This window comes from Klebsiella sp. 64 (assembly GCF_018223915.1).
Classification (GTDB): Bacteria; Pseudomonadota; Gammaproteobacteria; order Enterobacterales; family Enterobacteriaceae; genus Klebsiella; species Klebsiella pneumoniae.
The window spans coordinates 391,169-410,732 of record NZ_JAGRQZ010000001.1 but is presented as its reverse complement, the minus strand read 5'-3'; the positions used below and the strand labels follow the sequence as shown (position 1 = coordinate 410,732).

Annotated in this window: 23 protein-coding genes and 1 pseudogene; 9 read left to right on the top strand and 15 right to left on the bottom strand. The window is 57.8% G+C overall.

The annotated features are described in order from the left end of the window. On the bottom strand, positions 1-463 hold a 463-nt coding region (locus tag KHQ23_RS02045), incomplete at its 3' end, for a YbfB/YjiJ family MFS transporter (RefSeq protein WP_211777047.1). Between the two features lie 207 nt (positions 464-670). On the opposite strand from KHQ23_RS02045, the gene KHQ23_RS02040 reads away from it, so the two are divergent. From KHQ23_RS02040 to KHQ23_RS02015, 6 genes are all read left to right on the top strand, one after another. Continuing rightward, a complete protein-coding gene (locus KHQ23_RS02040) occupies positions 671-1,093 on the top strand; it encodes a VOC family protein (RefSeq protein WP_032434516.1) in 423 nt (140 codons plus the stop codon). 155 nt (positions 1,094-1,248) lie between these two features. Further along, on the top strand, positions 1,249-2,436 hold the full coding sequence (locus KHQ23_RS02035) for an MFS transporter (protein ID WP_047694693.1): 1,188 nt from the start codon (positions 1,249-1,251) through the stop codon (positions 2,434-2,436). A gap of 228 nt (positions 2,437-2,664) precedes the next feature. Next, on the top strand, positions 2,665-2,955 hold the full coding sequence (locus KHQ23_RS02030; RefSeq protein WP_002904624.1) for a hypothetical protein: 291 nt from the start codon (positions 2,665-2,667) through the stop codon (positions 2,953-2,955). A 208-nt stretch (positions 2,956-3,163) separates the two neighbouring features. Beyond that, a complete protein-coding gene (gene tam / locus KHQ23_RS02025) occupies positions 3,164-3,925 on the top strand; it encodes a trans-aconitate 2-methyltransferase (RefSeq protein ID WP_073553709.1) in 762 nt (253 codons plus the stop codon). Between the two features lie 160 nt (positions 3,926-4,085). Further along, complete coding sequence (locus KHQ23_RS02020; RefSeq protein ID WP_002904619.1) at positions 4,086-4,406, top strand: carboxymuconolactone decarboxylase family protein; 321 nt, start codon at positions 4,086-4,088, stop codon at positions 4,404-4,406. Then, positions 4,397-4,777: a tautomerase family protein gene (locus tag KHQ23_RS02015; protein WP_015958394.1), complete on the top strand. Its 381-nt coding sequence runs from the start codon at positions 4,397-4,399 to the stop codon at positions 4,775-4,777. Before KHQ23_RS02020 ends, KHQ23_RS02015 begins: the two co-directional genes overlap by 10 nt. A 48-nt stretch (positions 4,778-4,825) precedes the next feature. Here KHQ23_RS02015 and KHQ23_RS02010 read toward each other — a convergent pair whose 3' ends face one another. From KHQ23_RS02010 to KHQ23_RS02000, 3 genes are read right to left on the bottom strand one after another with little or no spacing between them, the layout of a single operon-like run. Beyond that, positions 4,826-5,308 (bottom strand): type VI secretion system tube protein TssD, encoded by a 483-nt coding sequence (locus KHQ23_RS02010; protein WP_002904614.1) that lies wholly within the window; start codon positions 5,306-5,308, stop codon positions 4,826-4,828. Between the two features lie 18 nt (positions 5,309-5,326). Further along, positions 5,327-5,521, bottom strand: a complete 195-nt coding sequence (locus tag KHQ23_RS02005) for a hypothetical protein (protein WP_002904612.1) — start codon at positions 5,519-5,521, stop codon at positions 5,327-5,329. 4 nt (positions 5,522-5,525) lie between these two features. After that, complete coding sequence (locus KHQ23_RS02000) at positions 5,526-6,242, bottom strand: hypothetical protein (RefSeq protein ID WP_015958393.1); 717 nt, start codon at positions 6,240-6,242, stop codon at positions 5,526-5,528. A gap of 172 nt (positions 6,243-6,414) precedes the next feature. Between KHQ23_RS02000 and KHQ23_RS01995 the strand changes: the two are divergent. Beyond that, positions 6,415-6,600 (top strand): annotated as a pseudogene (locus KHQ23_RS01995) (tautomerase family protein); the annotation flags it as partial. A 210-nt stretch (positions 6,601-6,810) separates the two neighbouring features. Here the strand turns inward: KHQ23_RS01995 and KHQ23_RS01990 are convergent. From KHQ23_RS01990 to sad, 7 genes are all read right to left on the bottom strand, one after another. Beyond that, positions 6,811-7,257, bottom strand: coding sequence for an N-acetyltransferase (locus KHQ23_RS01990; RefSeq protein ID WP_032434509.1), 447 nt, complete (start codon positions 7,255-7,257; stop codon positions 6,811-6,813). Between the two features lie 253 nt (positions 7,258-7,510). After that, entirely contained in the window at positions 7,511-8,962 is a 1,452-nt protein-coding gene (locus KHQ23_RS01985; protein ID WP_032434507.1) for a tagaturonate reductase, read from the bottom strand. Positions 8,963-9,075: 113 nt separating this feature from the next. Then, the gene (locus KHQ23_RS01980; RefSeq protein ID WP_002904601.1) at positions 9,076-9,606 is read right to left on the bottom strand and encodes a GNAT family N-acetyltransferase; all 531 of its coding nucleotides are present in this window, start codon (positions 9,604-9,606) and stop codon (positions 9,076-9,078) included. Positions 9,607-9,683: 77 nt separating this feature from the next. After that, positions 9,684-11,108, bottom strand: a complete 1,425-nt coding sequence (locus KHQ23_RS01975) for a GGDEF domain-containing protein (RefSeq protein WP_004148352.1) — start codon at positions 11,106-11,108, stop codon at positions 9,684-9,686. 114 nt (positions 11,109-11,222) lie between these two features. Then, positions 11,223-11,591 (bottom strand): DUF4186 domain-containing protein, encoded by a 369-nt coding sequence (locus tag KHQ23_RS01970; protein ID WP_032434505.1) that lies wholly within the window; start codon positions 11,589-11,591, stop codon positions 11,223-11,225. Continuing rightward, positions 11,591-12,538: a glutaminase B gene (glsB, locus tag KHQ23_RS01965; protein ID WP_004143533.1), complete on the bottom strand. Its 948-nt coding sequence runs from the start codon at positions 12,536-12,538 to the stop codon at positions 11,591-11,593. Before glsB ends, KHQ23_RS01970 begins: the two co-directional genes overlap by 1 nt. Before the next feature lie 59 nt (positions 12,539-12,597). Continuing rightward, positions 12,598-13,986 carry a succinate-semialdehyde dehydrogenase gene (gene sad, locus KHQ23_RS01960; protein WP_004179780.1) on the bottom strand — a complete coding sequence of 463 codons (1,389 nt, stop codon included), beginning with the start codon at positions 13,984-13,986 and terminating at the stop codon, positions 12,598-12,600. 101 nt (positions 13,987-14,087) lie between these two features. On the opposite strand from sad, the gene KHQ23_RS01955 reads away from it, so the two are divergent. Next, positions 14,088-14,966: a LysR family transcriptional regulator gene (locus KHQ23_RS01955; RefSeq protein ID WP_004143535.1), complete on the top strand. Its 879-nt coding sequence runs from the start codon at positions 14,088-14,090 to the stop codon at positions 14,964-14,966. Here the strand turns inward: KHQ23_RS01955 and KHQ23_RS01950 are convergent. Then, the gene (locus KHQ23_RS01950; protein ID WP_002904493.1) at positions 14,920-15,402 is read right to left on the bottom strand and encodes a GNAT family N-acetyltransferase; all 483 of its coding nucleotides are present in this window, start codon (positions 15,400-15,402) and stop codon (positions 14,920-14,922) included. The genes KHQ23_RS01955 and KHQ23_RS01950 overlap by 47 nt on opposite strands. 144 nt (positions 15,403-15,546) lie before the next feature. Here KHQ23_RS01950 and KHQ23_RS01945 point away from each other — a divergent pair, with 144 nt between their 5' ends. After that, positions 15,547-16,491, top strand: a complete 945-nt coding sequence (locus tag KHQ23_RS01945) for an L-lactate dehydrogenase (protein ID WP_002904491.1) — start codon at positions 15,547-15,549, stop codon at positions 16,489-16,491. A gap of 14 nt (positions 16,492-16,505) precedes the next feature. On the opposite strand, the gene KHQ23_RS01940 is transcribed toward KHQ23_RS01945, so the two are convergent. The 3 genes from KHQ23_RS01940 to KHQ23_RS01930 are packed head-to-tail and all read right to left on the bottom strand — an operon-like array spanning position 16,506 to position 19,483. After that, on the bottom strand, positions 16,506-17,267 hold the full coding sequence (locus KHQ23_RS01940) for a DeoR/GlpR family DNA-binding transcription regulator (protein ID WP_002904489.1): 762 nt from the start codon (positions 17,265-17,267) through the stop codon (positions 16,506-16,508). Between the two features lies 1 nt (position 17,268). Next, entirely contained in the window at positions 17,269-18,255 is a 987-nt protein-coding gene (locus tag KHQ23_RS01935; protein ID WP_004151623.1) for a D-threonate 4-phosphate dehydrogenase, read from the bottom strand. Further along, positions 18,248-19,483: a four-carbon acid sugar kinase family protein gene (locus tag KHQ23_RS01930; RefSeq protein ID WP_032434503.1), complete on the bottom strand. Its 1,236-nt coding sequence runs from the start codon at positions 19,481-19,483 to the stop codon at positions 18,248-18,250. Before KHQ23_RS01930 ends, KHQ23_RS01935 begins: the two co-directional genes overlap by 8 nt. Positions 19,484-19,564 lie beyond the last annotated feature (81 nt).

Sequence of the window (19,564 nt, the reverse complement as noted above, 5' to 3'; positions counted from 1 at the left end):
GTCCAAGGGCGATCCCCTCCGCGGAGATAAATATCCCCAGCCCCACCCCGGCATACAGCAACGGCGCCCCGTGATGATGCCCCATATGTTCCAGCAGCCACAGCGAACCTGCAATCAGCGTTATCGCGCTCAGCGCGCCGGCGACGGCGCGCAGCGTAATAATGATCCACGGCGAGCTCACCCAGGCCAGCAGCGCCAGGCTGGCGATGGTCAACCCGGCGGAGATAATGCTCAGTCGGGTGGCGGCCCCAGGCTGCACCCGCGCCAGCAGCAACGCACCGACCAGATAGCCAGCGTAATTGGCTGACGCGGCGAGATTGCCCTCGTGCAGGGTTAACAGACCTTCATTAAGCATAAGCGGCAGCACGCCGGTGAAGGCAAAGCGCCCATAGCCCATGCCGATCATCAGTACTATCGATCCAGCCAGTGCCAGCCATAAGGCCTGGCGCGATTGGTTATTCATCCACCACCCCACAGTGATTCTCAATTTAAGAACAATAATATTTTATAATTCTTTTTTTATTATGATGAAGAGGTATTGTTGGCGCAAGGCGGATGTTAATCCGCTATGGTATTTACAGAGAGAAGGTGGCGCCTGGGCACGGCTTAACACACGCCGGGCCGATTTACCGGTACAGTATCAACTCAACTTATGCTCACGGGAGTCATTATGTCGTTCTGTCATATGCGCATTGCCAGGCCGGTCAGCGAACTGGACACCACCGCCAGCATGTATTGCGCCGGGCTGGGACTCGAGCTGCTCGGCAGCTTTACCGATCATGAAGGATTCAGCGGGATAATGCTCGGCGTGCCCGAAGCGGGCTGGCATCTGGAATTCACCCACTGCCGCCACCATCCCGTCACCCCCTCGCCAGGCGATGAAGATCTGCTGGTGCTGTACTATCCGCAGCAGGCGGCATGGGAGGCACAGTGCGCAGCCATGGACGCCGCCGGCTTTCTGCGCGTTACGGCGTTTAACCCTTACTGGGAGGTCAATGGCGTCACTTTCGTCGACCGGGACGGCTACCGCACGGTATTGCAAAACCGCGCCTGGGGCATGGTGTGTGATTCGTCGGGTATGGCGGCGAGCTGACGCTGAGCGAGGCGGGCGTTAAGCGCTGTAAAAGCAGTTATTTACATTCGTACAAATATCGTTCCCGTCGGTTACCGATAAAACGCTGTCGCGCCTCGCCAGCGCCCTCACGGCGCGCTATGCTACACATCCCGTTGTATTAACCTCTTATCCCTATGAGCACTTCTGTCAGCACTACACAACTCAATTTGCGCATTATTTCGATCGTTGTTTTTACCTGTATCTGCTATCTCTCCATTGGTCTGCCGCTGGCCGTACTGCCGGGCTATATTCACTATCAGCTGGGCTATAGCACCTTTGTGGCCGGAATTGTGATCAGTCTGCAGTACATATCGACGCTGATAAGCCGGCCGCACGCCGGGCTCTATACCGATATCTGGGGGCCGAAAAAAGTGGTCAGCCTTGGGATCGTCTGCAGCCTGCTCAGTGGCGCCTTCACGCTACTGGCGGTAGTCCTGCAGGCAACGCCGATGCTGGCCATTGCCGCGCTGCTGGCGGGCCGGGTGTTTCTCGGCGTCGGCGAGAGCTTTACCGCCACCGGCGCCACCCTGTGGGGGATCAAAACCGTCGGCGCGATCCACACGTCACGGGTTATCTCCTGGAACGGCGTGGCGACCTATGTGGCGATGGCGGTCGGGGCGCCGCTGGGAGTTACCCTCAATCACTATTTTGGCATCAGCGGCTTTGCTACGGTGGTAGTGCTGGTCGCGGCCATCGGTCTGCTGTTCGCTCGTACCCGCCAGGACGTCAAGGTGACCGCCGGCGCCAGAGCGCCCTTTCACGCGGTGGTGCGAAAAATCTGGCCTTACGGCCTGGGGCTGGCCTTTGGCACCGTCGGTTTCGGCGTTATCGCCACCTTTATCACCCTCTACTTCGCCGCGCACAGCTGGCAGGGCGCCGCGTTTACCCTTTCGCTGTTCAGCGTCGGCTTTATCTGCGTTCGCCTGGTGCTGGGAAATACCATTACCCGCTTTGGCGGAGTCCCGGTCTCCCTGGCCTGCTTCATCATCGAAAGTCTCGGCCTGCTGCTTATCTGGCTGGCGCCATCAGCATGGATGGCCGGCGTCGGCGCCTTTCTCACCGGTTCGGGTTTCTCGCTGGTCTTTCCGGCCTTAGGGGTTGAGGCGGTAAAACAGGTGGAAGAGCAAAATCAGGGGACCGCCCTCGGCACCTACTCGGCGTTTCTTGATCTGGCGCTGGGCCTGACCGGGCCGCTGGCCGGCTGGGTCGCCGGGTTCTACGATCTCGCCACGCTGTATCTGCTGGCGGCGATCGTGGTGGCGCTCGCATTCCTGCTGATTTTCCGCGTACATCGGCAACAGCGGCTTATCGCCAGAGAGTAGTGTGGCCCGGCTCGCGGGCCGCCGCGGTCCGATGACGCCGGCAAAAAATGAATCGGCAATTGACGACGATTCGGCTTCCGTGCCAACATCCCGTCAGCGTCTGGCAACAGATGCATGGACGGTACTGGTAGACAACAGAGTTCGCGCAACGATCCAGCCCGGTACCGTAGTCCAATCCGAATCACTGACCCACACGGTGAATTCCTGATTCTGGCGGGAAACACAGACATGCACCAAAGTTTTAATCAGCGCGTTCATTTCTATTACTGCGTCCTGGTCGCGCTGAAGATGCACGGAAAATCGAAAAAAGCGGGTGGTATCAGGGGAAAGAATAACTTTCTGCTGAAATGGCTGCGCCGGGCGCAGGATAACAACATTTTTCCTCCCGATATCACCAGTGAAATCGAATGGCTGCGAGGAAAAATTATTCAGGCTGGCTATGACACCGATCTCGAGCCGATGCTGGATTTTGTCTACGCCACCGCCAGCCGCGCCGAGGCGCTCAAAAACGCCGAATAGGCTCCTGCGCCCGCCACGGGCGCAGAGACGTTCCCTGCCATGTCTCAATCCCAGGTTCGGCCAACAGCGCAGGCGCAATCCAGCCACGTTCTATTTTGTGACACTGTCACGCACAAAGGTGACCGCTGAGGTTCATTAACCGCTGACATGCCGCCTGACGCGTTCTATGCTTTACCCTGTCTCCCTCCTCACACAGGAACTGCACCCGATGGCCGACTGGAATCCTTCGTTGTATCTGCAATTTGACGCTGAACGTACCCGCCCCGCGGCCGACCTGCTCTCGCGTATTGCCCATCTGCAGGTCGAGTACGCCGTCGACCTCGGCTGCGGGCCGGGAAACAGCACCCGCCTGCTACGCGCCGCCTGGCCGTTGGCGACGATCGTCGGTATCGATAACTCCCCGGCCATGCTGGCTCAGGCGGCACAGGCCTTACCCGATTGTGAGTTCATCGATGCCGATATTGCCCGCTGGCGGCCTGCGCAACCGGTAGACGTGATCTATGCGAACGCCTCTCTGCAGTGGCTGACGGATCATGAGACGCTTTTCCCCCATCTGGTAAACCAGCTGGCGGACAACGGAACGCTGGCAGTGCAGATGCCGGATAACTGGCAGGAACCTTCCCATACCCTGATGCGTCAGGTTGCCAGCGAGATGGGGTTGCCGGACCGTGGACGCCAGCCGTTACTCCCGCCCGCCGCCTGGTACGATCTGCTCAGCCGCCAGGGTTGCGAAGTTGATATCTGGCGCACCACCTATTTTCATCCCCTTGCTTCTCATCAGGCGATTGTCGACTGGCTGCAGGGCACCGGGTTACGCCCCTATCTGGCAGGCCTGGACGAGCAGGCCGGAAGCGCGTTTCTCACACGCTATCTCGCATTGCTGGCCGCACACTATCCGTTACGGTGTAACGGGAAGGTGCTCCTGCGTTTCCCACGGCTGTTTATCGTGGCGCGAAAGATCGCCGCCTGACCGTTGGGATAGGTGGGCAGAAAAGCGGAGTGATGAAAGGTGTAAAGGATCGGCTATACCATCCTGATTTTCAGGATTGATAATCCTGAACGTTGCGATATTCAATATCTTAGTCAGCGTGCGAGAGTGATGACTCCTTTAACCTGCAAAGAGAATCACTATGAGTACTCCTCCTGTCGATCGCCGAACGCTGGCTGCTATCGCGCCAAAGCTAGCCGAGCTGACCGAAACGGTGCTGTTTGGCGATATCTGGGCGCGGAGCGAGCTGTCGCCCCGCGAACGCAGCCTGATCACCCTTTCCGCCCTGACGGCGCAGGGCAAAACTGAACAGCTGCCGTGGCACATCGCGTTCGGCTATCAGAATGGCCTGAGCCGGGAAGAAATTGTCGAATTGTTTACCCATCTGGCGTTCTATGCCGGTTGGCCGGCGGCGGCCAGCGCCCTGACCTGCCTGAACGCGCAGGAGGCGTCATGCCCCTGACCCGAATTTCGCTTGGCACAGCCTGGCGTCCCGCGGAGTTTGCTCAATTGTCGGCGCTCTTTCATGAGTGTCTGGTGGCGGAGTTCGACGTTCCGTCAGCAGATAGATTTCAGTTTATCGAACGGGCCGCCGACGAGCAGCGCATTTACGACCCGCACTACCTCAGCGAAGGACGCAGCGCCCGCTTCGTGCTGTTTCATATTTTCGCCGGAAAACCGCGCTGCCGGGCGCAGAAACAGGGACTCTATCGTCGGCTCTGCGCGCGGTTAGACGATGAGATGGCGGTCAGCCCGCAGGACGTGATGGTGGTTATCCAGTATAATCAACTAGAGGACTGGAGTTTTAGCGCAGGGAAGATGGCGGATGAATGAGACAGGCGGCGCCGCAAGAGGCGCCGCGTTTCAGCACTATATCATTTGCTACCATGCACAACAGCGATCGTTCCATGAATCACGATACATGATGTTCCCTTCTGTGTATATCCAGGTGATCGTCTCATAACGGAAATCAATGTCTTCAAGGTGAGTACTTGTCATTCCGGCCGGATGTAAATTTGGTGTGATTGCCGTAATCTTAATATTCGCCATCGCTATGTTAAAATATTCAACTTCCAGTCCCGCCTCATTTATTCTGTACATTTTTAGCGTTGCCGATCTTAATGTTCGACCTTCACAAAGAGCCCTAAATAGCAAAGGTGTTGTTCTGTCAAACTCTTTTTGAATTTTAACCGGTGTATGAAGACGGGTTCCCGTCAGCTTTCCTGTATTATTATCGGTAGGTAACCAAACATGATGATTCACTGCGCGCAATTCGATGGAACCCGTGCGTGTGGGCATCAGGCAAGAACCTATAATAGGCGAATCATTCTCATCAGTTAACCATAAATATGCTGGATTTGACATTACCCCTCCTCTTTCATATCAGTTTTTAACTTTAAACCAAACGACAACGTGAAACCCAATGATTAATAAAACAAAAAGTCCTATTAAGTTAATGGCAATGTCAGGAAAAAGAGAGACTGCAATCATGCTAAATATAATGATTAATAATACAATACCCCATCCCCATAAAAAAAGAATGAATTCTTCTTTTAACCATCTTTTCAAGAAATCCATCCATTCACCTCATTAATTTAATAAGTAATTCAGCAAGTTCATCATCAGAAATAATCATCGGATTTAAATAAGGAACGCCTGTGATGACAGGTTCGATGAGAAAGTACATCATCTCCAGATGGTTAGCGTATAACGCATTGTAATAAAATGAATTATGCATTTTCAAATTGTCAGCGCTATTAGCGGCATCCTGAATCAATCCATACACGTTTAATACCACTGCGGTAGCAGTTACACTCCCTTTAAGGACTAATGACCTTGCCCTGTTGATACGCCCATATACAACAGTATTAAACCTGGAAGTCTGGCAAATCATGGTTGCTACTGCCATTATTAAAATACGATTAGTTAATCCTGAAGATGATATGTAAACTCCCGCGCCGACAAGCTTCTTGAGAATATATTGAGCTTTTTCTTCTTTTTTATTTTGAAAGTAGGTTTCTATATATATTTTAATCATTTGGAAAATGATATCACGGCTTTTAACTAACTGCGCCAGCCCTGCAATAAATCTTGTGTCCTCTTGCTTTAACTTAGAACAAACATCCTGATAATTATCCATTAAGCAGGAAGTATAATACGAAGCACGGGTTATACCATTTCCCATTTGATTCAGTGTATCAATAACATTCTTTTTTACTCCAGCAAATGCTTCATCAAATTTCATGGCCAGAATACGCTCCGCCTCGATTGAGGGAATGATGAAATTCCTATAATACATAATTAGATCCTTCCTTTATTAGATCATTCATTGTTCCGGCACATATTTCTTATGATCATCTGGCCTTTCAATATACTTATAAAACGATGGCCTTGATAGTAATATTGACTCTACTCTTTTTTTATATTCCCTCGCACCCTGCCCGGTTTAAAATATCTCGGTTAGCTATTACTTCGTATTGTTTCATATTTTCGCTGGAAAACCGCGCAGCCGGGCGCAGAAACAAGGACTCTATCGTCGGCTCTGCGCACGTTTAGACGATGAGATGGCGGTCAGCCCGCAGGACGTGATGGTGGTTATCCAGTTTAACCAACTGGAGGACTGGAGTTTTAGCGCAGGGAAGATGGCGGATGAATGAGACAGGCGGCGCCGCAAGAGGCGCCGCGTTTCAGATGATATAATTTACTACCACGCGAGATGATGCACCAGCGAGAGATCCCAGGCCGTTGCCAATAGCGAAAGAAACATAATCACATTGACCACTGTTTCAAGACGTTTTTCCATCGTTGCTTCTCCTGAGCCTGTTTCCCCTGTTATAGCGGGAAAAGCTTAACAACCTCTTACCGCTTCAGGACCCAAGCGTGATCCTGTAGCGTACGTAATCGTCAGCTGGGGTAAACTCATCATACAGATGACGGGCGGGATTATCACGGCGCGTATGCCAGTACAGCCGCGACCAGCCTTTGTCCGCCCCTTCGCTTTGCAGCGACTTAATCATGGTTCTGGCAATACCCTGTCCACGGAAGGCGGGATCGACAAACAGATCCTCCAGATAGCAGATCGGCGTGGTAACCCAGGTTCCCTCATGAAGAACACAGATAGCGAAGCCGACCACCGCATCATCCACCACCGCGACTCTACCCAATACAGACGAGTTTACATCCAGCATCCGCTGCCAGGTGTATTCGGTCACCTCTTCCGGCTGCGGGCTACCGTAAAAACGAGTGTAGCCTTGCCAAAGCTGAAGCCATTCGGCTTTGTCGTGGGGCCGTACTTCCCGGATATCGATGACCATGAGAGTTTCCTTACAGATGAATGCATTAGCCTGCGAATATTGGCAGGAGATATGAGTTGAGGTCATTATTTTCCTGCGCAGATATTTGTTCAAGCGCTTCGGCCATAATTCTCCTGCTGTTCGGAACGATTTGGCACTAAAAAGCCGTATGCAGAGGAGCCACTGACCGGCTGTTACAGGTTAGTATAATAGTATGTTGTAACTAATAAAGATCCTGCACAACCCGGCCGCAGCCGGGTGTATAGATGGACTATCAGCACAGAGGTTTGACGGCGTCGCGCATACCGCAGGTCAGAATAGCGTCAAGGTCGGCAGTCACCAGCTCCACCAATCCCGGGATCTGGCTCAGATCCTGCTGCCAGTGATCCGCCACGCTGAGCACGGCGGTGACCAGCTCGCGAATGCTCATCTGGCCATCGCGATGGCGGGCCCACAGCGTTTGATAGCGCGATATCCAGTCGGCGTCATCCTGTACTGGATAGCTCTCACCATCCCGCTCTCCCCGGTAAAAGGCGATCAGCGCCGCCAGGGCAAAGGTCAGACGCGGCGGCAGCGCGCCATGCGCTTTCTGCCCCGCCAGCAGCTGCGGCAGAATACGGGTGCGGTACTTGGTCATGCCGTTGAGCGCAATCGAGAGCAGCTGATGTTTAATATAGGGATTACGGAAGCGCCCTGTCACGGCGCTGGCGAATGACACCAGCTCATCGCGCGGCAGATCCAGCACCGGAATAATCTCGTCATAAATCGCTTTTTCGACAAACGCGCAAATCTCCGCATCGTTCATCGCCTCACCCACGGTGTCGATCCCGGCCTGGAAGGCCACCGGCACCAGCGCGGTGTGCGCCCCGTTAAGGATCGCCACTTTGCGTTCTTTATACGGCTTGATATCGTCCACAATGCGCACATTCAGCGGCAGTTTATCGAGACGCAGCTCGGCCTCCAGCGAGGCAGGTCCCTGGATAACGAACAGGTAGAAATGCTCAGCGGTATCAAGGAAAGCATCTTTATAGCCGGTCTGCGCCTCGAGAGCCGCCACTTCATCACGCGGATAGCCGGTCACAATGCGATCCACCAGCGTCGAACAGAAGGTATTCGCTGAGGTCAGCCAGGTGATAAATGCCTGCGGCAGTTCCCATTCGCTAGCATAGCGCAGCACCAGCGCCTGCAGCGCCTCGCCGTTATAATCGATCAGCTCGCAGGGAATAATCACCCATCCCTTGTCGGCCGCACCGGCGAAATGCTGGTAACGCTCAAACAACAGACGGGTCAGTTTCGCCGGATAACTGACCGGCGGCGCGTCGTCAAACCGATCCCCGGCATGGTAGCTGATGCCCGCCTCGGTGGTGTTGGAGAAGACAAACCGCATCTCCGGGTTATGCGCCAGGCGTAAAAAAGCGTCGAAGTCTGCGTAAGGGCTGATCTCCCGGTTGACCGAGCGGATAAGACGCGCATCGCTGACCGCTTCGCCCTGCTCGTTCAGGCCGCGAATAATAGTCGTGTACAGGCCATCCTGGGTGTTCAGCGAAGGCGGAAAATCTGTGGCGATAGGCCGCACGACCACGATGCCCGCATTCAGGTCGGTATGCTCGTTGAGCAGGTCGATCTGCCAGTCAACGAATGCGCGCAGGAAGTTACCTTCCCCAAACTGGATGATACGGTCAGGGTACTGCGCGCCGGGGAAATCACGACGGTTTAAAGTTTTCACAATGGGTTCCCTCTAATAGTAGTCATACAACCCGAGTAATTGGTCCAATAAGTTATCAGGTTTTGCTACCAGTGAAACCCTGTTTTGATCAAAGCAATCTGCAATAGCGGCCGTCAGGGCAGAAACTTATAGAATAGTGAGGTGGCAGTCATTTCGCCGTCGGGCATCAGCGCATAGCGCGGAATTTCCCCCACTTTTTCCCAGCCGCAGCGGGCATAGAACTGTTCCGCCCCGCTGCCGGTCGCCGTGTCCAGCACCAGCACCGTCTTCCTTTCCCGCCGGGCAATGCGCTCCAGCTCGCTCATCAATGCCTGGGCGATCCCCTGGCGGCGGACATTTTGGTGAACCAATAATTTGGCGACATCCGCTCGATGGGGCTGGTTTTCCGGTTGACTGGTGATAAGTTGCACGGTGCCAACGGGACGTTCCTCCGCGTCGAAGGCGGCCAGCACAATGCGCTCCCCGGCCGCCACGCTGTCGGCAGTGCGTTGCCAGAACGTTATCGCCGTTTGCGGCGCGAAAGGCAGCATAAAGCTCACCGAGGCGCCGCCGTTGACGCAGCTTGCCAGGATCTCGCTTAATGCCGGGAGGTGATGGAGAATATCGTCACGCGAGAGCGTGCGCAGTGAAAAGGATGTGGTCATAAAAGCTCCCTGTTATCGACCACATCACTATGTTTTTAACCAAAAATTAGCACAAGTAGGATCCCGATAGGATTTTCTTATGGCGCGCTTTCGGTCAGCGTCGGCATACAAATTTGGTTACGACCGCTCTGTTTGGCTTTCACCATCTCATCGTCCGCCGCCAACAGCAGCTGGTTAAACAGCTCGGTGATGCGGGCGTGGCCTACCTCGCGCGTCTCCAGTCCCAGACTGATGGTCAGGTGGATCGGGTTCTGGCCCAGGCCGAAAGGCTGCGACTCCACCCCGTGACGGATCTTTTCCGCCAGCAAATAGCCCTGCTGGGCGCTGTCGACGACGGCGGCCACCGCAAACTCTTCGCCGCCGATACGGGCCACCATCCCCTGCTCACCCACCAGCTGTCGAACCTGCTGGGCAAACTGGGTCAGCACGCAATCGCCGCCTTCATGGCCCAGAGCATCATTCACCCGTTTGAAGCCATCGATATCCAGCACCATCACCGTCAGCAGCTTATCCGCCGGCAGCGTCTGACGCTTCAACGCTTCGCTCAGTCCGGAACGGGAATAGACGCGGGTCTGAAAGTCAAAATCGGCGCGCAGGGCCAGCTGCTTCACCAGCGTGTTAATCGCTTCGACACTGGATGCGACAATCACCGGGCTAATCAGCATGGCGGCAATTCCGAGGCGGGTGGAGAACAGCTGCCACGGCTGCATTCGCGCATCTGGCGAAAAGTGAATTAACGAATTAGCGACCAGCAGTATTTCGCCGATGCCAGTGAGAAAAGTCAGCAGACAGGTCAGCGGCAGCGGATAGCGTACAGCGCACCAGATCAAAGCCGGTAACGGGAAGGTAATGCTGCCCGCGCCGCCTACCGCCACGCCAAGCGCAATTGACAGGACCAGCGCCAGCACCGGCAGCAGCTGGCGAAAGCGAAAACCGCTTAATGCCGAAGGCAGCGTCAGGGTCAGAATAAAGGGCAGGATTAATACCGCCGTTGAGAACTGTTCGCTAAACCAGTCCGCCAGCTGGGGAACGAAGGTGGCGCGTTCAACATCCACCGACCCCAGCGCGCCGACCGCTGCGCACAGTAAGGCGGCTAACAGGCAGAAACAGAATAAATTAAGCGCGTTTATCGGGCCCGGCATGGAGTCGGCGCGACGTTTATCCCACAGCACCAGCTGCGCCAGCGTCACAATAAAGACAATATTGGAAAAGTTAATCAGCAATGAGGCAAAGCCCATTCCCCAGCGCGAGGTTAATCCGTCATAGACCAGCATTGCCGCAAAACAGACGGCATAAAAATAGCTGCGGTTAAGCCATACATAGCGTGCAAAAATCCCGGCCATCACTGCATTGAGCGGCCAGAAGAAAGAGAGCTCCTGCACCAGACGCAGCATAGCGCCAAGAAAATGCAGCAGTAGCGTTAACGTAAATAAGACCAATGCATCGCGCACGGGTTGTTCTTCACGAAACAGCGTAAATGACCGAATCGACAGTGAAGACATTCAGTAATTATCCGTCTAATTGTTTCAGGAAATTATTATGTTAATAGTTAGTTAGCGGATTATCATAACATGAGAATATTTATCAGGCATACTCCGGCGCCGATCAAATGCAAATTAGCGCACAGACGGCGCATTCATTTGTAGCACCAGCCAGCGGTGGAGGACCTGCACGATATAGTCCTGCTCCGGCTCGCTCAGCGCGCGGCCGTGGGGAATGGCATGCCATTTTTCCAGGCAGCCGCGACAGCAGGTAGCGGTCGCGTGCTGGGCGATAAACACCGGGTGACCGCGCATCGGCGTCTGCTTGCCATCATTGATCGGCGCAGCGGGCGCCAGCCGCTGGCGAATAAAGTCTGCGGCATGCCGATCGATGACCTCCGGTCCCTTATCGAGACAATATTGCCGCTCTTTCCCCCCCAGACGGAAGCGTGAGCGAAACGTCGAGCGCGCCAGGCGCGCAAACAAGCGATCCTGATCGACCATCAGAACACCGACCTCCCCATCCGCTGAGTCAGTTTTTCCAGCATCGCCACGCCGGCCAGCGAGTTCCCGGCGTCGTCAAGCTCCGGGCTCCACACGGCGATCGCCATCTCCTGCGGGACAATCGCCACGATCCCGCCGCCGACGCCTGATTTCGCCGGCAGGCCAACGCGCCAGGCGAATTCACCAGCATTCTGGTACATGCCGCTGGTCATCATCAGGGCATTCACCTGGCGGGACTGGATGGGCGCAATAACCGGCGCGTCGAGATGCGGGGCAATGCCGCGGTCGGCGAGAAACAGAAAGGTTCGCGCCAGCTCAACGCAGCTCATCTCCAGAGAACAGTAGTGGAAATAGTTCTGCAGCACGGTGGCGACGTCGTTATGGAAGTTACCAAAGGATTTCATCAGCCAGGCGATGGCGGCGTTGCGCGCCGAATGCTCAAACTCTGAGCGAGCCACCACCGGATCGTAGGCGATATCGGCCACGCCGCTCAGACGGCGGACAATCTCCAGCATCCGCTGACGCGGGGCGCTGAGCCGGCTCTGCAGCATGTCGCAGACCACCAGTGCCCCGGCGTTGATAAACGGGTTGCGCGGTTTGCCCTGCTCGATCTCCAGCTGCAGAAGCGAGTTAAAGGGCTGGCCGGAAGGATCTTTCCCCACCCGCTGCCAGATCTCCTCCTCCTGATAGTGGTTCATGGCCACCACCAGGCTCAATACCTTGGAGATTGACTGGATGGAAAAACGTTCATGGGCATCGCCAGCGGCAAAGTGCTGACCGTCCACCGTACTGATCGCGATACCAAGCTTGTCGCCGCTGACGCTGGCCAGCGCCGGAATATAATCCGCCACTTTTCCGCGGCCAATCAGCGGCCTGATTTCTGCCAGAATGGCTTCCAGCATTGCATTATTGATAACCGTCGCCACACGCGGCTCCTTGCCCACCATCAAAATTCGGTGGGCGAGTATAGCAGACGTGGACGACGGTCGTCAGGGGCTAACGTTGATTAGCGACGGTCTTTCCAGACGGTCTGCGCATTACAGAACTCGTGCAGGCCAAAATGCGACAGCTCGCGGCCAAAACCGCTCTTCTTTACGCCGCCGAAGGCCACGCGGGCGTCGCTGGCGCAGTAGCCATTGAGGAAGACGCCGCCGCACTCCAGCTCGCGGGCAAAGCGCTGGGCCTGCGCCTCGTCGGTGGTATAGACCGTGGCGGACAGGCCAAACTCGCTGTCGTTGGCGAGGGCCAGTGCATGGTCAGCGTCGCGAGCGGTGGTCAGGGTTGCTACCGGACCAAACAGCTCCTGACGAAAGCCGGTCATCCCGGCGGTGACGTTGCCCAGCACCGTTGGCGCATAGTAGTTGCCCGCCCCTTCGATTTTTTCCGCGCCCAGCAGCAGAGTCGCCCCTTCATCAAGGGTCGCCGTTACCTGCTGGTGCAGTTCATCGCGTAAATCGAACCGCGCCATCGGTCCGACGTAGTTTTGCTCATCGCGCGGGTCGCCCATCTTCAGCGCTGCCACGGCGTCGACAAATTTGCGGGTGAAGGCCTCGGCAATGCCGGCTTCGAGAATAAAGCGTTTCGACGCCGCACACACCTGGCCGCTGTTCTGATAGCGGCCGGTGACGGCGGCTTTTACCGCTTCATCGAGATCGGCATCGTTGAGCACGATAAAGGGATCGGATCCCCCCAGCTCAAGCACGCATTTCTTCAGCGCCGCGCCCGCCTGGGCGCCAATCGCCTTCCCGGCGCGGACGCTGCCGGTGACGGTCACCGCCGCGATGCGGTCGTCATTGATAATCTGCGAAACGCCGTCATTGGTGGCGTTCACCCAACCAAATACACCATCCGGCAGGCCGGCGGCGGCAAAAATCTCGCCCAGCAGACGGGCGCTGCCCATCACGTTCGGGGCATGCTTCAGCAGATAGCTGTTGCCGGCCAGCAGGATCGGCACCGCGCCGCGCATCACCTGCCAGACCGGGAAGTTCCACGGCATGACCGCCAGTATGGCGCCCAGCGGCCGATACTCAATCACCGCCTGGTTATTTTCCACCAGGGTAGCTTCCGTCGCCAGCATCGCCGGGCCGTGTTCAGCGTACCAGTCGCAGAGGTTGGCCGATTTCGCCACCTCGCCGCGCGCCTGAGCGATCGGCTTGCCCATCTCAAGGGTGATCATCTGGGCCACCTCTTCGCCACGGGCGCGCAGCGCGGCCCCGATGCGGCGCAGGGCGTCGGCGCGGTCGGCAAGCGGCGTCTGACGCCACTGGCGATAGCCCGCCGCGGCGAGCGCGATCGCCGCGTCGACCTCGCGTTCGCTGGCCCACGGCAGCGAGGAGACCACCTCACCGGTAGTCGGATTGACGGAGACGGCGTGCGTTGCAGATAAATTCATCATTATTCTCTCTCGTTGCTTGCGAAGTGTCCGTATTCTGGCTTACCTTTCCATTCATTGAAAATGAATAATATTAAGCAACACATTCACAAAAGAAGAATATCATGGACCTGACTCAGCTAGAGATGTTTAACGCTGTCGCCAGCACCGGCAGCATTACCCAGGCGGCGCAGAGAGTGCATCGCGTGCCGTCCAACCTCACCACCCGCATCCGCCAGCTGGAGGCCGACCTCGGCGTTGAGCTGTTTATCCGCGAGAACCAGCGCCTGCGCCTGTCGCCTGCGGGACACAGCTTTTTGCGCTATAGCCAGCAGATCCTCGCCCTGGTGGACGAGGCGCGAATGGTGGTGGCGGGCGACGAACCCCAGGGGCTGTTTTCACTTGGTTCGCTGGAGAGCACCGCGGCGGTACGGATCCCCAGCACTCTGGCCCACTTTAATCAGCGCTACCCGAAAATTCATCTGGCGCTCTCAACCGGCCCTTCCGGGACGATGATCGACGGCGTACTGGAGGGCGCCCTGAGCGCCGCGTTTGTCGACGGCCCGCTGGTGCATCCGGGCCTGGAGGGGCTGCCGGTGTTCCCTGAAGAGATGATGATCGTCGCCCCCTACGGCCACGCACCCATCACCCGCGCCAGCGAAGTGAACGGGGCCAACGTCTACGCCTTTCGCGCCAACTGTTCCTATCGCCGGCATTTTGAGAGCTGGTTTCATGCCGACAGAGCGACCCCGGGCAGGATCCACGAGATGGAGTCTTACCACGGGATGCTGGCCTGCGTCATCGCCGGCGCCGGCCTGGCGTTGATCCCGCGCAGCATGCTGGAGAGTATGCCCGGCCATCAGCAGGTTTCCGCCTGGCCGCTGGCCGAAGAATGGCGCTGGCTCACCACCTGGCTGGTGTGGCGCCGGGGCGCCAAAACCCGCCAACTGGAGGCGTTTATAGCGCTGCTGAACGAAGATCGGCAAACAGTGGTTTCTCCATAAACACGCTGAGCGGATCGGGTTGATACGGCGCAAACGCGCAGCGGGTCTGGTAGCCGTTGCGCGTGTAGAGGGCGATGGCCGCATGCTGATGGATACCGGTTTCCAGGCGCAGGGTATGGCAGTCGCGCTGACGCGCTTTCGCTTCCAGCGCCGCCAGCAGCTTTTCTCCCAGCTGCTGGCCGCGGTGCTGGGGATCGATATAGACCCGCTTCATCTCGCCAAAGCCTTCCTCACTGAGGACAATAGCCCCGCAGCCAACGGCCTCGCCCTGCGGGCTGCGGATCGCCAGGGCGATGACCGTCTGCGGCGGCAGCTGGCTAAGGTCCAGCAGGTGGTTGCTCTCCGCCGGGTAGAGGGTCTCCTGCCAGGCGTCGAGGGCGGCAATCAGGGCGATAAATTCGGCGTCGGTAGGGGCGATGTCGGTGATGGTGTACATAGGTGAGCTCCTTTTTTACCCCACTGTAGCGCGGCCGGCGGCTTTTCCCGACATAGCATTAACTTATATTGCCGCCCGCCTATTGCGCTAACCCACTGAAACACAGTAATTTTATCCCCTGCCGTTCGTACTTGAGATCTGAATATGCACACCAAAGCCCGTAAAGTGATGATTATTGGCGCCGGCAATGTCGGCGCGTCGGCGGCCTACGCCCTGCTCAACCAGAGCATTTGCGAGGAGCTGATCCTCGTCGACCTTAACCAACAGCGCGCTGAGGCCCACGCTCAGGACCTGAGCGACGCCGCGGCCTACCTGCCGGGGATGATGACCATCTCCACCCGCGAGGCCAGCGACTGCGCCGATGTCGATATCGCGGTGATCACCGTCTCCGGCGGCGCGCTGCGCCCCGGCCAGAGCCGGCTGGATGAACTGACCTCCACCGCGAAGATTGTGAAGAGCATTGTGCCGACGATGATGGCCAACGGATTTAACGGCATCTTTCTGGTGGCCACCAACCCCTGCGACATCATCACCTGGCAGGTATGGCAGCTTTCCGGCCTGCCGCGCAGCCAGGTGCTGGGCACCGGCGTCTGGCTGGATACCACCCGCCTGCGTCGCCTGCTGGCGCAGGAACTGGAGATTGGCGCCCAGAGCATCGACGCCTTTATCCTCGGCGAGCATGGCGATACCCAGTTTCCGGTGTGGTCGCACTCCTCGGTATATGGCACGCCAATCGCCGACCTCTACCAGCAGCGCACCGGCCTGCCGCTCGATCGCGAGGCGATGGCTGACAAAGTGCGCAAGCTGGGATTTGAGATCTACGCGGGTAAAGGCTGCACCGAATATGGCGTGGCAGGGACCATCGCCGAGATCTGCCGCAATATCTTCACCGGCAGCCACCGCGCGCTGGCGGTCTCCTGCATTCTTGACGGCGAGTACGGGGTCAGCGGCGCGGCGGCTGGGGTGCCGGCGGTGCTGGCCCAGGGTGGCGTGAAGCAGATCATTGAACTGCAGCTGGCCGGCGAAGAGCAGGCGAAGTTCAGCCAGTCGATCGCGGTGATCAAGGCCAATATCGCCCGTCTGCCCTGACGGCAGCCTGCGAGTCAGTCGGCAATGATCAGCTGCGGGGAAAGGGTCTCCAGCGCCTCGCGGGTTTTATCCGGCAGGTGGGCGTCGGTGACGATATCGGTCAACGACGCCAGCGGAGCGATGTTGAACAGTGACCAGGCGCCGTATTTGGAGCTGTCCGCCAGCAGGATACGCCGCCGGGCATTGGCCATCAGATCGCGCTTCAGGGCGGCCTTTTCCTCCGTCGGGGCGGTGATCCCCTTCTCAAGGTCCCAGCCGTTGCAGCTGACGAAGGCGAGATCGGGCCAGATGGTCTGCAGCAGGCGGCGGCCGTGATCGCCGATGCACGACTGGCTGCTGTCATCGATGCGCCCGCCGATAATCGTCACTTCGATCTGCTTAAATTCCGATAGGAACAGCGCGATATGTAAATCGCTGGTGATCACCCGCAGCGGCAGATGGGTGATCTGCCGCGCCAGCTCAATCATGGTGGTGCCGGCGTCAAGCACAATGGCGTCGCCGGCTTTCACCAGCGCTGCCGCCGCACTGGCGATAGCCTGCTTCTCAAGCGGACTGCGCTGGGCTTTCTCCAGCGTCGTCGGCTGGGAAGGAATAAACCGGTTCAGCGTCACCCCGCCGTGCGTTCGGCTGATCACCCCTTCCTGATCGAGTTTGATCAGGTCGCGGCGAATGGTGGCCGGCGAGGCGTTGGTCGCCGCCACCAGCTGGTCGACTGTCACCAGATTATGGCTTTTCAGGAAGTCCATAATCTGCTCTAACCGGTTATATCCCTTCATGTTATTCCTGCGCGATGTGCATGGCGAGCTCAATGGAGGTTGCCATGCTCTCAGACTTCGCTTTACCTGTCCAGGCAATATCAAACGCAGTGCCATGATCCGCGGAGGTACGGATAAACGGCAGCCCGGCGGTAATATTCACCCCGTCATAGAATCCCAGCAGCTTCAGCGGAATATGCCCCTGGTCGTGATACATCGCCACCACCATGTCGTACATGCCTTCGTGACACTGCATAAACACCGTGTCCGGCGGACAGGGGCCGGTCACCTCCACTCCCTTCGCCCGCATGGCGGCGACCGCCGGGGCGACGATACGGATCTCTTCATCGCCAAACAGGCCGTTCTCCCCGGCGTGCGGGTTAACGCCGGCGACCGCGATGCGCGGACGCGGATAGCCGACGCGGCGCAGAAAGCGATCCGCCACGCCTATCACCGTCTCAATCCGCGGCTGGTTGAGAGTATCGAGGAACTGGCGCAAGGAAATATGGGTAGTGATATGGATAACCTTAAGCTTCTCGGTATAGAGCACCATGGCGTAATCGGTAGTCTGCGTCAGGTGGGCCAGCAGTTCGGTATGGCCGGGATAAGCGTGCCCGGCGAGATGCAGCGCCTCTTTATTCAGCGGCGCGGTAGCGATGGCCGCGACCGCGCCCTCCAGCGCCAGCGCGGTCGCCCGCCTGATGCAGCGAAACGCGAGATCCCCTGCCTGGGCCTGGACTTCGCCAGGGCGCAGCCCCTGCGGGTCGCTGAGTGGTTCATCAATGACGTTGATGGTCGCTGGGGAGAAACTCGCCTCGGCGGGATGGTCAATAATGCGCAGCTCCGCACGCGGTGTGATATTTAGCGCCAGGATCCGCCGCAGCGTCTGCGCGCAGCCCACCACCACCACCGGCGCGCCGCTCAGCGCCCCCTCGGCGAGGGATTTGATAATAATCTCCGGACCAATCCCTGCCGGGTCGCCCATTGTCACTGCAATCATCTTAGACACTCAGTTTCTCCTCAATAAAATTCACAACATGTAATAGCGTGGTGTCGGTGCCGAATCCTCCGGCTTTGGTCATCACCGGCCGCGACCAGCGGCCGCCGAGAAAATGCCCGTATGGAACGCACTCCGCCACCCGGCCGCGGATCTGAAACCCTGTGGCGCCGAGCGCGTGCGCGACGGCGATAGCCACATCGCCGCCGGAAAGATACAGCGCGCCAGGGGAAGACTGCGCCACCGCCTGCGCCGTGACGTCGGCAAGCCAGGCGCAGATGTGCTCCCCGTAGGCGGCGCGGCTGAGGCCGCGTTCACGGCACCGGGCTTCAATCCCGTGCCGGACGGCGTGATTCGGGCGGGTGGTCACCACGCAGTGCTGGCCCTCGCGCAGTGCCCCGGCGATCCGTGAAGCTTCCTCCTTTGGCGATCCGCTAAAGGCCTGTTCGACATCAATTTCAATCACCCGTACTCGGGAATGGACCTGCAGCGCAGCAACCTGACGCTGTGCCATCTCGCTCATCGAACCGACCACCGCCAGCAGCGGGCCCTGCTCGTTGCGGCGCAGGCGGCGAGCCAGCGCCTCGCAGAGACCCGCCGAGCCGACCAGCAGGGTCTCCCGCGCATGGGGCGCAACGGCGTCGATCACCTGGTCCAGATGGCTGTCTTCCCAGGCGTCTACAATCAACACTCGCTTTTCCTCGCCCGCCGTCGCTAATGCCGCCGGAAGCTGGCCAGCGTTCAGGGTCAGACAGGGAAGACGGCTCTGCATAGCGATAATTTCGCTAATCTCCGCCCGGCTCACCGGCGTTTTCGGATCGCTGGCAAATTCGGTCTGATCGAGGGGCACGCCATGCACATAGCAGCGCCCGTCCCGGGTATGCCGCCCGGCTGCCGGATAAGCCGGGGCCACCACCGCCATCCGGCAGCCTTGCGCCGCCATCATTGCCTCCAGTTCGCCGCCGGGATTACCGCGCAGCGTGGAGTCGATCTTCTTTACCTGCCAGTGCGGGACGAATGTCGCCGCGCCGCGCAGCAGAGCGGCGACCTTGTCCGCCGCCGCGGCGGCGGTCATCGCCCTGCTGTCGCTGTTGAGAATTAATGCCCGGGCGGTTGATGGCTGTCCGGCGGTGAAGGCCACTTCCACCGACATACCCGCCTCCGCCAGGCTGACCCCGGCGTCATTGGCCCCGGTAAAGTCATCCGCCAGCACCAGCACTCTGTTATTGCCGTCGTTCATTGTCCTGCCTTGTAGTCGATAAAATCTTAAATTGATTATATTCAATCATATTTGATTAAATGTGAGCAAGCTCAAGTTATT